Here is a 15,006-nt window from a genome sequence, read left to right on the forward strand (position 1 = left end):
TTCGTCCGGGCAGCGTTCTTTTTCTGCTTTCAGCATGAACCCTGCGCTGCGCGGTCGGCACTTATTGATTGAACGTCCGTAAGGAAGCCTGTCCGATGTCCAAAAGCAGCCAGAAATTCATCGCCCGCAACCGCGCGCCCCGTGTCCAGATCGAATATGATGTGGAGCTTTACGGCGCTGAAAAGACGATCCAGCTGCCCTTTGTGATGGGTGTGATGGCTGATCTGTCAGGCAAGTCCGAGGATCCACTGCCCGCCGTGGCAGACCGCAAGTTCCTGGAAATCGATGTCGACAACTTTGACGACCGGATGAAGTCGATCAAGCCACGTGCCGCTTTTTCTGTACCCAACACGCTGACGGGCGAGGGCAATATCGCCGTCGATCTGACGTTTGAGCGGATGGACGATTTTTCGCCTGCGGCTGTCGCCCGCAATGTGGAGCCGCTGAACACCTTGCTTGAGGCCCGCACCCGATTGGAGCACCTGCGCACGTATATGGACGGTAAATCAGAGGCAGAGGATCTGATGACGCGGTTGATCCATGACCCCGTTGCCCTTGCTGCGCTGGCAGGTTCCGCCAAGGAGACGAGCCAAGCCGATGCCGCACTGGAGTCCATGCGGAATGCGGCAACCCATGTGCCGGACGATCCCGGCGATGATACAGACGCTGTCCTTGCTGCCATGGCGCTGCAGGCTCCCGACCCGATGAGCGAACCCGAAGCGGATACAAGCACTGACCGTGCGCTTCCCGATCTGATGCAATCTAGCATTGGCACAGAGGATGCGGCCGATGGTCCGACATCTCAGGAAAGACCAACTGAGATTGAGCCTGCGGCTGATCAGGACGCATCGACCTCAGAGCCTGTCGGCCTCTCTGATGACGATGACACAGTTGATACAAATGTGTCGGCGATTGTGTCGGAAGATGATGCACGGGACGCAAGCGACGATGATGTCGATGCAGGGGATGATCTTGAGGTATTGGATTTCACTGCGACAGATCCTGATGCCGTGACTGATGACTTGGCAGATACTCCTCATTTCGATGAAATGGATGAACCCTCTGAATTTAAGGCGGTGGATACAGACGAAGGGGCTGAATCGACTGCGGACGATCTCGACATGCTTGTTCAAGACATGTCGGACGAAACGGAAGATGAAGTGTCGGTCGATGACGTTGCACCGGAGGGTGATGAGCCCGCGGCAGAGGAGATTTCACCTCACGGCCGACTTGATCTGCCCAAACCCGAGGATCGCGATGCTGCCCGGCCCAAGTTTCGCATCGCGATCCTTGGTGATTTTACGGGTCGGTCCAGCAAGGGTGCGGTGGAGATTGGTGCAGACCTTGCCCGTCGCAAACCCATCAAATTTGATGTCGACACGCTGGATGATGTCATCGCGCGTTTCGCCACCAAGCTTGTTCTTCCAATCGGCAAGGATGGTGCGGGTGTAGAGGTGACATTGTCTGACCTGGAAGACCTGCACCCCGACACGCTCTACGAAAATGTTGAGCTGTTCGAAGCGCTGTCCAACCTGCGTGATCGTCTGGTCTCTGGAAACAGCACCCAGGACATCGCGCAGATGCAGGAATGGGCGACAGAGTTCGGTGATACCAAGCCGGTTAGCCGCGCCCGCGCCGGCGGGGCCGGTGTGCCTGCCAACCTCAAGCTGAGCGCGTTTCAGTCGCTGATCGGAGACAATACCAACGACCTTTGCACGCCATCGCCTGCCGAGGATTTGATTGGCCGTATTGTCGGTCCCTACGTGCAAGCGGCCCCCGACCCGGACCAGCCCGCGATGCTGGCCGCCGTTGATGAGGCTTTGTCCGGTGCGATGCGTGCGATCCTGCATCATCCAGACTTTCAGGCGGTAGAGAGCACTTGGCGTTCGCTGGAACTTTTGGCCCGCCGGATCACGACGGGTGCCGGGCTTGAGATCGTTCTTTATGATATGTCGGCAGAGGAGTGGGCAGCGGATCTGGCATCCCAAGAAGATCTGGCTCAAACCGGCCTCTTTCAAATGCTCGCTGAAGAGCCGCGCCTCGATGATGCCCAAGGCCCACTGTCGGCGATTTTCGGGCTCTATACTCTGGAAGAGACGCCACCCCACGCAGATCTGTTGGCGCGCATGGCCAAGATCAGTGACTGGATGAATGCGCCTTTCCTGACAGCAATGTCCGAGAACTTCCTGGATACACCCAAACACGAGCGCCATCCGCTCGTGGCCCGATCCTGGGATGGGCTGCGCGCGATGCCCGAAGCGTCATATATCGGCCTGGTTGCACCACAGTTTTTGCTTCGCTTGCCCTATGGTGCGAAGACCGAACCTGTGGATCCTTTTGATTTCGAGGAATTCACCCTGCGCGACGGTCTCAAGGGTATGCTATGGGCCAACCCCGTCGTCCTGTCGGCCATCCTGCTTTGCGAAACGGTGAACCAAAAGGGCAAGGCGATGCAATTGGGCGACGTGATGTCGGTGGGCGATCTGCCGCTGCATCACATCACTGATCAGCACGGCGATCAGATCGCCCTGCCGTGCACCCGGCGGCTGCTGAATACGCGCACGATGGCGGACGTGGTCGCCCGAGGCTACATCCCGCTCTTGTCGATCAAAGGCCGCACCGAGGTTCGCCAAGGGTCGTTTCAGGGTCTGGGTCCTGGTATGTTGGCAGGTCCGTGGGGACAAAGCGCGGGAGCCGAGACTGGTCTCGGCGGCGTCAAATCCACACTCGATGTCACGCGGGAGGCATCGGATCACCCCGAAGACGGCATTGACTTTAGCCCATCCCGCCCTGGTGGAGCGGGAGAAGACTATGACGATCAATTTACCCAAGATGAAGATGATGATGACTTGGAAGACGCCGATGACATGGGTTTCGGTGGCGATGATGACGATGATCTGGACGGCCTTGACCTAAGTGACGCCGACGATGACCCGGGCGATGATCTTGATGCGTTGCTTGCGGGCTTCGATGACGATGATGACGGCGATCTGAGTGGCATTGATCTAAGTGACGCTGACGATGCCGACGATGGCTCGGACGACGACCTTGATGCGTTGCTTGCCGGGTTCGGCGACGATGATGGCGCTGAGGACGACAACGACGACGACATGGATCCCGCGCTTGCCGCGTTGATGGAGGATCTGTGATGCGCGTGAGCCTCACCCCGCATGCGTATCCATGCAGCCGGGAGGTATGCTGAATGTCCAAGGATATTCTTCTGGAAAACCGCCCAGCGACTCTGATCCTGCCCAACCGCATCAAGGGCTACCTGGTACGCGCGCAGATTGATGAGGCCTTGGGCGAAATCCCCCTGATGACGGTGGAATTCATGTCCACGGACCTCGACCTCGATCTTCAAAAACTGGTTGGCGAACGACTGCGGATCGACTTGGATGCGCCGAACAAGAAAACCCGCTATTTTCAGGGGCGATGTGTGTCAGCTGAATTTCTGGGTGCATCGGGCAGCCAGGGGTATTTCCGCGCCGAACTGCGCCCGTGGCTGTGGTTTCTGACGCAAGCCACGAACTGCCGCATATTTCAGGACAAAACGGTGATCGAGATCATTAAGGATGTTTTTGGTGCGCACGGGTTTTCGGACTTCAAGGACAAGACCAAGCATCCTTTCGAAAAGCGAACCTACTGCGTTCAGTACCGGGAAAGCGATTTCGCCTTCATCTCACGTCTGATGGAAGAGGAGGGCATTTACCACTTTCACCAGTATGATCAGGCCCGCGAAACGTTGATCCTCGCTGACGACTCCAGCAGCCACGAGCCGCTGACAGACCACGGACAGCTCAATTACTATGTGCGCGCCGCCGACATGTTTCGGGACGAGGATCATATCTACGAATGGCGCGGTTCAGAGCAGATACGGCCCGGAAAAGTGTCGTTGCAAAGCTATGATTTTGAAAAGCCCAAGACAGACCTGGCATGCGTTAAGTCGGTGTCCAAGGGGCGCCACGTGCACAAATCCTATGAAATATATGACTACCCGGGTCGCTATGACAGCGCTGGGACAGGTGAGTATCAGGCCCGTGTGAGAATTGAAGGAATTGCAGCCCAGACCCAAAGGGCTCGAGCCGTAGGCAGTGTCCGGCAGATGGCTGTGGGCGCAAAATTCCGGTTGAACAAGCACCCTCGCAAGGCAGAGAACAGTGCATACCTCGTTGTTCGCGCCCGACATCAAATCCAGCTCGATGTGATGGTGGAAGACCGCGATATCGTCGAGGCCATTCTGGGCCCGGTGTTGGGCTTCGACGCCGATACCAACCCTGATCTCTACCGTTGCAACATCGAAGTGCAGCCCGCCCGCGAACCCTACCGCTCAGGGCAGCAAACGCCACCTCCAGAAAACCCTGGCGTGCAAACCGCCGTTGTCGTGGGCAAAGCCGGTGAAGAGGTTTGGACCGACACATTCGGTCGGGTGAAGATCCAATTCCATTGGGATCGGGACGGCAAACGGGATGAAAAATCGTCGTGCTGGGTTCGGGCGGCTATGCCCTGTAGCGGCAAGGGATGGGGAATGATGGCTGTCCCGCGCATCGGTCAGGAGGTTGTTGTCCAGTTCGAACAGGGCGACCCAGACCGCCCGATCATCACCGGGATGGTTTACAACGGAGACACCAATCCCCCTTTCCCGCTCCCGGGCAATGCGACGCAGATGGGCATCAAGACCAATAGCTCCAAGGGTGGGGTTGGTTTTAGCGAGCTGGTGTTTGAGGACAAGAAGGGTGCCGAGTTCGTTCGTTTGCAATCCGAGCGGGATTTCAAACAGATCATCAAGAACAACGCCGAGATCGAGGTTGGGTTGTCCCACAAAGACAAGGGGTGGCTCAAACAGACGATCCATGGCGACAAAACGGAAACGATTGGCGGCGACGACAACACGCAGATCGACGGGGCACACGGCCTGACAGTCGCCAAGAGCGCAGAGATTGATGTGGGTGCGGCGCTGAGCCTGACGGCGAAATCCAAGATCACTTTTAAATGCGGTGGTGCGCAGATTGAGATGACGCCGTCCGGGATCACGATTTCTGCACCGCAGGTCGAAGTGAAGGCTGCAGCCACGGCCAAGATCAACGCTGGTGGTCAGCTGGCACTGGAGGGCAAAGGCATGCTCAAGCTCGAAGGCGGCGGCATGACCCAGTTGAAGTCCTCCGGCATTTTGATGGTCAAGGGCAGCTTGACCATGATCAACTAGAGGCGCGCGCGATGTCTAAGCCTTCATTTGATGATCTGCGCAAACTGTCCCAGGGACCCGCAGCCCGTATCCTTGCGCAGCACAATGTGACTTTGCAGACTGAACTGGATACCCCGGCGGGTGCGACCGCTGCCGCGATCTTGGAAGAGCTTCATGGCAAGGGCGCTCAGCTCGACATGATGCAGGTGCTGGCCCATACTCTTCCGCCGCGCGAGGCGACTTGGTGGGCCTGTCTTGCCGCGCGCGAAATGGGGGCAGAGACCCGTGCTGTCAGTGTGGCTGAAGGTTGGGTGCGCCAACCTGATTTTGACACAAGGCTTGCGGCCCGCGAAGCATTGGACTCCGCAAAGCAAGACGACGATACCGCCTTTTGCGCCATGGCAGCCTGCTTTGCCGATGGCACGATGGGGCCTGGCGAATTCGATGATCACCCGGCCCCGCCTGGCGCTGTGGGCGCGGCGGTCTATGGGATGCTTTTGATCGCGCTTTTTGCGGATGAGACCGCCGTGGCCACGCGCGGCTCCCTCTTTTTGAAGCGCGGTTTGGATATTGCGCGCGGCGGCAATGGTCAGATTGAACCAAATTCGGACAAGGCGGCACTAACTTAACGAACCGCCAGCGCGCTACGCACTGGTGCAACCGCCAACCCGAACGAGGTACAGTCATGACGTTGCCCGCCGCCCGTGTTGCAGACATGCACGTCTGCCCGATGCTGACCGGTGTGGTGCCGCATGTAGGCGGGCCTATCGTGACACCGACCCCGACGGTCCTGATTGGAATGATGCCCGCAGCCACGGCCACTGCCATGGCGGTTTGCGTCGGCCCGCCGGACGTCGTGGCCAAAGGTTCAATGACCGTTTTGACCGGCAAGAAACCACAGGCTCGCATGGGGGATACATGCGCCCATGGCGGGGCGATCGTAATGGGTTGCATGACTGTGCTGGTCGGGGGGTGATGACCATGTCCCTATCCTTGAAAGCACATCATCCCAACCTGCCGAATGACGTCACTCTCGAAGTAACGATGATCGCCAACACGATCACCGTCGGGCGCGGCGAGGATAACGACCTCGTTCTGCCTGATCCGGATCGCCACCTTTCCAAACAACACTGTGTCGTTGAGCGGAGCGGTGACAGCTTTGTCGTGAGGGATATGTCGACCAATGGCACGTTCCTCAATTACCAGGACGACCGACTTGAGGCTGGACCCGCGCCGGTGAATGCGGGCGATGTGATCCTTGTTGGTGAGTTCGAGCTTGTCGTGAGTATCAGCGAGGGGCCCGCGGATGCGGCCTCGACCAATCCTGAGCCCGATCTGCCGGGTGCTTCGACCAATGATGAAAACCAGCTCGAGCTGGACCCGTTGGGCGCGGGCCACGATGATGACAATGCGTTTCTGGACGCGTTGCTGAGTGTGCCCAACCCTGCTGCGCAGTCCGTGATCAGTGATCCCGTTGATGCGCTGCTACACGATGGACCCCAGATGGGGGCGAGTGCACCTGACCACACGCCTGCGGCGCAAGACCATTTTGTGCCGCCTCGAGCCATGAATGCGGTCATTCCTGACGACTGGGATGACAGTATGGTGTCACCGCCTGCCGAGGAACCGCCTCAGGTTGACCCCGAACAAACGTCGCCGCTCGAGTCAGCGCCTGATCCAACTCCATTGCCCCCAACGCAATCACAAAACACCGACGCAGATGCTGCGGTGCAGGCCTTTTTCGAAGGCCTTGGGGTGACAGGCCTGCAGATCGCACCGGAACAGACCGAAGAGATGATGGGCCGGATGGGGCGGGTGATGGCTTCAATGATCGCTGGCATGCGAGAGATCATGATGACCCGTGCCGCTCTCAAGAGCGAAATGCGGGTGGCGCGTACGATGATCGAGCCGGATCAGAACAACCCGTTGAAGTTTTCTGTCAGCGTCGAGCAAGCCATCGAGGCGATGCTCAAACCTGCCGGGCGCGGTTATCAGGACCCCGAAACTGCCGCAGCCGAGGTGCTGCACGATATTAAAACCCACGAGGTTGCCACAATGACCGGCACGCAAGCAGCGCTGGCAGACCTTCTGACGCAGCTTGCACCTGAACAAGTGTCGGCACGGATCGAAAAGAAGCGAGGGTTTCTGAGCAGCCGAAAAGCGCAGCTCTGGGACGCTTACGTGCGTCACCATTCAGGACTGATCCGCCAGACCGAAGACGACTTTCAGTCCACGTTCGGCAAGGCGTTTTCACGTGCCTACGAACAACAGATCACCAAGCTTTGAGGGGAAAGACATGTTCAACCGAACCACACTTCTCGTAATCGCGATGGCACTAGCGACCCTTGCAGGCTGTGCCGAGCGCGGCCCTGCACCAACGACCGTGGCCCTGTCGATCATTGGGGCTGAGGACATGAACGGTGGCGCACCTGCGCAGGTCAAAGTCTACTACTTGAATGACACGGCAGCTTTCGGCTCCGCAGACTTCTTCGCGGTTTTTGAAGAACCGGAAGCGGCGCTTGGCAGTGATCTGGTGGCAGTAAGCCCATTCAGCCTTGCACCAGGGCGAACGGTGAATGATGCCCAGAGCTTTACCAACGCACCCGCTGCGGTGGGGGTAGTAGCCGCCTTTCGCGATATCAACGGCACGTTCCTTGCAGTCCGTCCCCTCGTTCCAAACGCACCGAACCCGGTCCAGGTGACGCTGACTGGCAATCGCATCGCTATTCGCTGACGCGCCCCGAAGGAGCCCCCCAAGATGTCCTGGCAAAACAAAGTCGTGTGGCAAGAAGGCCTGTTCCTTCAGCCACACCATTTCCAACAGCAAGATCGCTATTTGGAAGCCCTGGTGGCCGGCGTGGCCGGCTCTGTCGCTCCCTATGCCTGGGGCGTGCAGAAACTGACCCTCGACACCGAACTGTTGCGGTTGGGCAAGATCGCTGTGACATCGGCCTCTGGCCTGACCCCTGATGGTGCCTTGTTTCGTATCCCCGAGGTAGATGCCCATCCTGCGGCTCTTGACGTTCCGGAAACGGTGAAGGACGCGGTCGTCTTTCTGACGGTACCGACACGACGCCAGGGCGCAACCGAAGTGGACCTCACGGATGATCCGGCAGCGCGCTCGCGCTATATGCCAAGCGAAGTTGAGATCGCCGATAGCACCGGTCGCGACCGTCGAGCTGTCGACCTTGCCGTTGGCAAACTGCGGATGATGCTGGCGTTGGACTTGGACGAACTGACGGATCGGCTTGCCATCCCGATTGCCCGCATCATCGAGGTTCGGGCCGATGGCGAGGTTGTCCTCGACAAAGGGTTCATGGCGTCATGTCTAGATGCCCGCGCCGCACCTCCGCTTCATGACTTCCTTCAGGAGCTTGAGGGGTTGGTCAGCCACCGTGCACATGCGCTGTCTGGTCGGCTCAGCCAAACGGGTGGGGCCAAGGGCGTGGCTGAAATCTCTGATTTCCTCCTCCTGATCGCAGTCAATGCGGCGCTGCCCCAGATCCGCCATCTGCTGAGTATTGAAAATGCCCACCCCGCGCAGATTTATCAGCAGCTCGTGGGGCTTGCCGGTCAGTTGGCAACATTCATGACGGCAGACAAGATTGCGCCGGAGTTTCCAATCTATCGCCACTCCGACCTGACCGGTGTGTTCCAACCTGTGATCCGGGCCTTGCGCGAAAATCTCAGCATGGTTCTTGAGCAAAATGCCGTCGCAATTCCGCTTCAGGAACGCAGCTACGGTGTTTCTGTGGCGATGGTCGAGGACAAGTCGCTTTTGACCAGCGCTAATTTCGTGTTGGCCGCCAAGGCCAGTGTGCCGCCTGAAAGCGTGCGTCGGCACTTCGCTTCGCAGGCCAAACTGGGACCGGTGGAGGAAATCCGCCAGTTGGTGAACTCCGCATTGCCCGGTGTTGATCTGCGCGCCTTGCCCGTGGCGCCGCGTCAGGTGCCTTATCACGCTGGCGTTGTCTACTTCGAGCTCGACCGTACGAATCCGTACTGGAAGCAGATGCGCGACTCCGGTGGGCTGGCGATTCATGTGGCGGGCGAGTTCCCGGATCTTGAGATGGAGCTGTGGGCGATCCGTTGATGCGGACCCGTGCAGGAGAGATGAAGATGACCAAGGATGACCCTTTCGCGGAAGCCACAGATACCGACAAAACGGTGATCCGACTTAATCCGGGCGGGCGGCTTCCCGAGCCTATGCCCTCTCCGCCCCAGACTGCACCTGCGCCCAATGTCGGAACTCCGGCGATGACCACTGCGGCACGACCTGTTGCGCAGATGCCTCAGTCGCAAGATGTTCTTGCCGGTTTCAATCCGCTTTGCGCCGCAGCCTCGCATCTGTTTCAGCTCGTCGGACGCATCCGCAACCGCGCGCAACATGCCAATCCAGCCCAGCTGCGCCAGAGCGTTGTTTCAGAAATTCGCGCCTTCGAAGATCGCGCGTCACAAGCGGGCGTGCCTGGTCAGATCGTCAAAGTGGCGCGCTACGCCATCTGTGCAACGGTCGATGACGTGGTTCTGAACACGCCGTGGGGCGGCAACAGCATCTGGGCTCAGCAAAGCATGGTCGGCACCTTTCACAAGGAGACCCATGGCGGCGAGCGATTTTATGATCTTCTTGATCGGTTGCAGACCGATCCTGGCAGCAATCGGGATTTGCTCGAGTTTCTCTATATGTGCCTCAGCCTCGGGTTCGAAGGACGTTTACGGGTCGCTGCGCGGGGTACGGAAAAGCATCTGGCCGTGCGCGATGGGCTGGCGCGGACTATCCGGACACAGCGGGGCCGGGCAGAGCCCGATCTTTCGCCGCAGTGGCGGGGCCTTAAAGTGGCGCATCACGTGCTGTCGATCTGGATGCCGGTGTGGTTGCTGGCCGGATTAACGACTGCGCTTGCGGCGCTCGCGTTCTTTGTCCTGTCCTTCCTGCTGAGCCTTGATACAGAGCGGGTTCGTGGCCAGATCCTCGCACTAGACCTTAGCGGACCTGTTGCGCTTGCGCGGCCAGCACCGCCGCCACCTCCACCGCCGCTGCCCGCACCCGAGCAGGTTAGCGATCTCGACCGCATCCGCACCTTTCTGGCCCCTGAAATCGCCGCGTCCCTGGTGACGGTCACACGCGACGGCAATACAGTTCTGGTTCGGATCAACGGTCAGGGCATGTTCGGTTCAGGCTCTGATGTCTTGCGCGAAGAGGTTCGCCCGCTGATCGACCGCGTCGCCGCCGCGCTGGAGCCTGAGGACGGTCGGATAATCGTGGCAGGGCACTCTGACAATATCCCGATCAACACCGCACGCTTTCCGTCGAACCTGGCCTTGTCTCTCGCCAGAGCCGAGGCGGTGATGGAAAAGATCGTCACGACCCTTAGCGACCCGGACCGGATCACCGCTGAGGGGCGCGCGGATAACGACCCCATCGCAACCAACGATACGCCTGAAGGGCGCGCCCGGAACCGTCGCATTGACGTCATTCTTGTAAAGGCAGGCTAGAGCCATGATCCGCAATTTTTTCGTGAACGTCATCCTTTCGCCCATTGGCATCGTGGCCATCACCGCTGCCTTGCTTCTGGGACCCTTGTGGTACCTCGGCCCGTTGGTTGAGATTGTGGGTGTGCGACCTTTCGATACGGTCCTTGACCGGGTGGCGGCCACGCTGTCGATCCTCGCCGCCACAACGATCTTTGTGTTGATCATCCTCCTGAGCCGCCGGTCACGCGAAACCCAGATATCGGAAGAGATCGCCAAACAAGCGGCCGAGGACACCGCCGAAGACGAGGCAGTGCGCTCCGAGCTGGCCGAGATCGGTGCGCGGCTCAAAACGGCTTTGCATACCCTTCGCAAAAGCAGGACGGGCGGATGGTTCGGTAAGAGACATCTCTATCAATTGCCATGGTACATCATGATTGGTCCACCAGGCGCGGGCAAAACCACGGCCATCGTCAATTCGGGCCTCAAGTTCCCGCTGGCCGACAGCCTCGGCAAAGAAGCGGTCGGAGGCGTCGGTGGCACCCGGAATTGCGATTGGTGGTTCACCAATGACGCCGTTCTTCTTGATACGGCTGGCCGGTACACCACACAGGATAGCAACGCCTCAGCGGACAGCCGTGCCTGGGCCGGATTTCTTGAGATGTTGAAGAAGTACCGCAGTCGTCAGCCGATCAACGGTGCAATGGTTGCGATCAGTGTGTCGGACCTGTCGGAAATGAATGAGGTCACCGCCGCAACCCACGCTCAGGCGATCCGCGTCCGGTTGCAAGAGTTGCGCGATAGGCTTGGTGTCAGCTTTCCGGTCTATGTCATCTTGACCAAGGCCGATCTGGTGGCAGGCTTCCAGGAATTCTTTGATGGGTTGGGCAGCAAGGAGCGTGAACAGGTCTGGGGCATCACCTTGCCGCTGGCCACCGACAAGGTCGCAGCTGCGCCCGTTGCCGAGAGCTTTCGCACGGAATTCGACGGGTTGGTGGCGCGGCTCAGCGATCACAGTCTGGAACGTATACAGGCTGAGACAGACTTTCAGCGCCGCACTTTGATCGCAGGTTTTGCTACCCAGATGGCTAGCCTGCGCGATGCCGCAGAAACGTTTCTGGGCGAGATTTTCCAGGAAAGCCGCTACAGTGATCCGCTGCTGTTGCGTGGAGTCTATTTCACTTCTGGCACACAAGAGGGTATGCCCATCGATCGGCTCATGGCCGGGATGTCGCGCAACTTTGGCATCGGGCGGCAAGCCATCGGGACCGGCCAGGGGCAGGGGCGCAGCTTTTTCCTGACCCGGCTGATGACGGACGTGATCTTTGGCGAGGCGGGGCTTGTTTCGCGAGATGATGCGGTTGAGCGGCGTACGCGGTGGGTCACGCGCGGTTCAATCGCGACGGGTTTGGCGGCCTTTGCCTTGGTTTTCGGTGTTCTTCTGAACAGTTTTATGGGCAATCGGAGCTTGATTGCGCAGACCAGCGAGCAGATTTCGACCTTCCAGGTCCTTGCCGCCGACATCCCGCAAAGTCCTATTTCTGATAGTGATCTGGCACCGGTTGCGCCCGCGCTGAATATTCTGCGCGATATGCCCGGCAATCCGGCTGCCACGGATCCCGAGCCGCCACGCGCGCTGACCTATGGCCTGTATCAGGGCGATTTGATCGGCACGGAGACCGCGCAAAGCTACCGCGCGGCTCTCAACTCCCTGATGCTGCCGCGCTTGCTGGTTCGGCTCGAGGACATGATGCAGTCCAACCTCAACGACAGTGCTGGCCTGTTCGAGGCTCTGAAAACCTACATGATGCTTGGCCTGCAAGTGCCGATGGACGCGGATCATGTCTCAGCATGGTTGGCCGATGATTGGGAAAACCTGTTTCCCGGTCAGCCCAGCCTTCAAGCGGACCTGCAAGGACATCTGGCCGAACTGCTTGGCCAACCCATGCAGGAAATCGCCCTGAACGGCCCGCTGGTCGCGCAAGTGCAGGCGATCCTGTCCGAAACCCCTATTTCCGAGCGCGTCTATGTCAGTATCGTCACCTCGCCTGAAGCACAGGCTTTGGCGCCGTTCCGGATCACGGAAGTGGGCGGACCTGCTGCATCGCGTGTACTGGTGCGCCCGTCGGGAAGACCGCTCACCAGCGGAATCGAGGGCGTGTACACCCGCGCGGGCTTTTATGATTTTTTCCTGCCTCAGATCCTCGTCGCCGCCGAGCGTATTCAACGTGACAGCCTGATCCTTGGGCCCGGCGGCCAGATCGAAAACAGCCCCCAAGCGCTTGCGCTGATCAGCCGGGATGTGCTGGCCCTTTACGAGACGGACTTTGTTGCACGCTATGACGAACTGTTGGCGGATATTGATGTTCTGCCAATGACCAACCTTGGTCAGGCCACTGACGTCATCAACATCCTGTCCGGCCCCATCTCGCCCTTGCGCAACTTGCTTGAGGGCGTGACCGAGCAGACACGATTGACGGTCCTACCCTCGGTTGCTGCGGTCACAGGCGTAGCCGCAGCTGAAGCGCAGGAATTTGCGATCGGGGAAGTGGTCCGTAGCATCAGCGTCGATGCAGAAGACTTTTTTAACGCTGTGCGCGGCACGCTTGAACAGATCCCGGATGCCGAGCCTGTTGCGCCGGGTCAATTCGTCGAGGATCGGTTTCAGGAAATCCACCGCCTGACAGACCGCACCGAAGGACCATCCGAACTTGACCGCATTATCCAACTGATGACGGATGTCTATAATGAATTGAACCGGCTGTCGCTGGGCCAGAACCTTGGCACAGCACTCCTTGGGGACAGCCAGAACGCACCCGCCCGTCTTCAGGCTGAGATCGGGCGGATGCCAGCTCCGATGGAGCGCTGGGCAACACAGGTGGTTCAGTCGTCTGCAGGGGCCGCAATCGGTGGCGCACGGTCCGAGATCAACGCCAAGTGGCAGTCCGAGGTTCTGCCGTTCTGCACGCGCGCCATCAATGACCGCTATCCGTTCAATAGACAGGCGCCGGCAGATGTCGCTTTGCAGGACTTCGGTCGCCTATTTGGCCCCAGTGGACTGATGGAAACGTTCTTTAACGAAAACCTCGCCCGCTTTGTGGACACATCACAAAACCCCTGGCAGGTGCGTCGGGTCAACGGGATTGATGTGGGCGTTTCGAACTCGGTTGTGCAGCAGTTCCAGCGCGCCGACGAGATCAAGAACAGCTTTTTTGTTGCCCCCGGCTTGCCAGACATCACGCTGGAAATTACGCCCTCCGCACTTGATCCAAACGTTGAGCGCGTGACGTTGGAAACAGGCGGTCAGACTGTGAGCTATGCCCATGGCCCGCCCCAGGCGAGTGCGCTGCGGTGGCCCGGGGAACAAGGTACGCGGACCCGTGTGGCATTCACGCCTACGCGTTCGGACGTGCGCAACGATGTCACTCATGACGGACCTTGGGCGCTCTTTCGACTGTTGGATGCAGCGGAGGTGCGGCGTACGAATGTGAGCGACCGCAACCGTGTGGTGTTCAATGTCGGCGGGCGGATCGCGATCTTTCAGCTGCGCGCCGGGTCTGTGTTGAACCCGTTTACACTGGACGCTCTCAGCACGTTCAGCTGCCCAACCTCTTTGTAGTGGGGGCACGGATATGACTTTTGGCTACTACGGCAAACTGCCCTTTGCTGGCGATTTCCTACGCCAGGGGCTGTCTGCTGCCTTCGTATCGGGTTGGGATGCCTGGATGCAAAGGATGCTGATTGTGGCCAGCGAGATGGTGGGCGAAACCCACTGGCAAAGCGCGTATCTGTGCGCTCCGATCTGGCGGTTCAGCATTGCACCGGGGCTATTGGCATCGCATGGGGCCACGGGCGTCTTGATGCCAAGCCTTGACCGGGTTGGGCGCCGATTTCCGTTTTGCATTGCGGCGGCTACGGATTTGCCGCCTGTCGCTGCCTACCTCGCTCTGCAACCGGTGGCCGAACGGTTGGAGGCGATTGCGCTCGATATGATTGAGGGGGAGGGCGGCCCTTCCACCCTTGACGCGCGCCTTGCGCAATTGCCCAGCCTCAGCCCATTGCCGCATGCGGCGGGCCTTGGACAAGGTGTCGGGTCGCTCTGGATCACGACCGTCATGGATCAAGCCCGCGTCATGATTACTCCACAGGTGCCGACACGCCCGGACGAGGCCGCCGCTCTGTTTGATCCCGACGCATCTTATTGGACCCAAGCTGCCTTGGCGGGGTCGGAGGCCTGATATGTCCCAATCCAAAGCTCCGACCCGAAAGTATAGCGCCAAGACCCACATGGGCCTGGTCAGACCGGTCAACGAAGATGCAATTCTGGCGTTGCCGCATCTTGGACTGTGGGC

General features: G+C 59.3%; 10 protein-coding genes. All 10 read left to right on the plus strand.

Annotation, left to right across the window (positions count from 1 at the left end; genetic code table 11):
• The first annotated feature begins 95 nt into the window (after positions 1-95).
• Genes tssB through tagF form a run of 10 tightly spaced genes read left to right on the plus strand, consistent with a single transcriptional unit; the run spans position 96 to position 14,892 of the window.
• Positions 96-3,149, plus strand: a complete 3,054-nt coding sequence (gene tssB, locus ACZ1HN_RS08455; RefSeq protein WP_472727167.1) for a type VI secretion system contractile sheath small subunit — start codon at positions 96-98, stop codon at positions 3,147-3,149.
• A gap of 53 nt (positions 3,150-3,202) precedes the next feature.
• A complete protein-coding gene (locus ACZ1HN_RS08460; RefSeq protein ID WP_472727168.1) occupies positions 3,203-5,203 on the plus strand; it encodes a type VI secretion system Vgr family protein in 2,001 nt (666 codons plus the stop codon).
• Between the two features lie 11 nt (positions 5,204-5,214).
• Positions 5,215-5,811 (plus strand): DUF6931 family protein, encoded by a 597-nt coding sequence (locus ACZ1HN_RS08465; protein ID WP_472727169.1) that lies wholly within the window; start codon positions 5,215-5,217, stop codon positions 5,809-5,811.
• A gap of 56 nt (positions 5,812-5,867) precedes the next feature.
• Positions 5,868-6,158, plus strand: coding sequence for a PAAR domain-containing protein (locus ACZ1HN_RS08470; RefSeq protein ID WP_472727170.1), 291 nt, complete (start codon positions 5,868-5,870; stop codon positions 6,156-6,158).
• 5 nt (positions 6,159-6,163) lie between these two features.
• Positions 6,164-7,468, plus strand: a complete 1,305-nt coding sequence (gene tagH / locus ACZ1HN_RS08475) for a type VI secretion system-associated FHA domain protein TagH (RefSeq protein WP_472727171.1) — start codon at positions 6,164-6,166, stop codon at positions 7,466-7,468.
• Between the two features lie 10 nt (positions 7,469-7,478).
• Positions 7,479-7,916: a type VI secretion system lipoprotein TssJ gene (tssJ, locus tag ACZ1HN_RS08480; RefSeq protein WP_472727172.1), complete on the plus strand. Its 438-nt coding sequence runs from the start codon at positions 7,479-7,481 to the stop codon at positions 7,914-7,916.
• A gap of 24 nt (positions 7,917-7,940) precedes the next feature.
• Complete coding sequence (gene tssK, locus ACZ1HN_RS08485; RefSeq protein ID WP_299204565.1) at positions 7,941-9,275, plus strand: type VI secretion system baseplate subunit TssK; 1,335 nt, start codon at positions 7,941-7,943, stop codon at positions 9,273-9,275.
• 26 nt (positions 9,276-9,301) lie between these two features.
• On the plus strand, positions 9,302-10,678 hold the full coding sequence (tssL, locus tag ACZ1HN_RS08490) for a type VI secretion system protein TssL, long form (protein WP_472727173.1): 1,377 nt from the start codon (positions 9,302-9,304) through the stop codon (positions 10,676-10,678).
• 4 nt (positions 10,679-10,682) lie between these two features.
• Positions 10,683-14,273 (plus strand): type VI secretion system membrane subunit TssM, encoded by a 3,591-nt coding sequence (gene tssM / locus ACZ1HN_RS08495; RefSeq protein WP_472727174.1) that lies wholly within the window; start codon positions 10,683-10,685, stop codon positions 14,271-14,273.
• Positions 14,274-14,286: 13 nt separating this feature from the next.
• A complete protein-coding gene (tagF, locus tag ACZ1HN_RS08500) occupies positions 14,287-14,892 on the plus strand; it encodes a type VI secretion system-associated protein TagF (protein WP_472727175.1) in 606 nt (201 codons plus the stop codon).
• Positions 14,893-15,006: the final 114 nt, after the last annotated feature.

It is taken from the genome of Tateyamaria sp. GN1-10, from assembly GCF_055693845.1.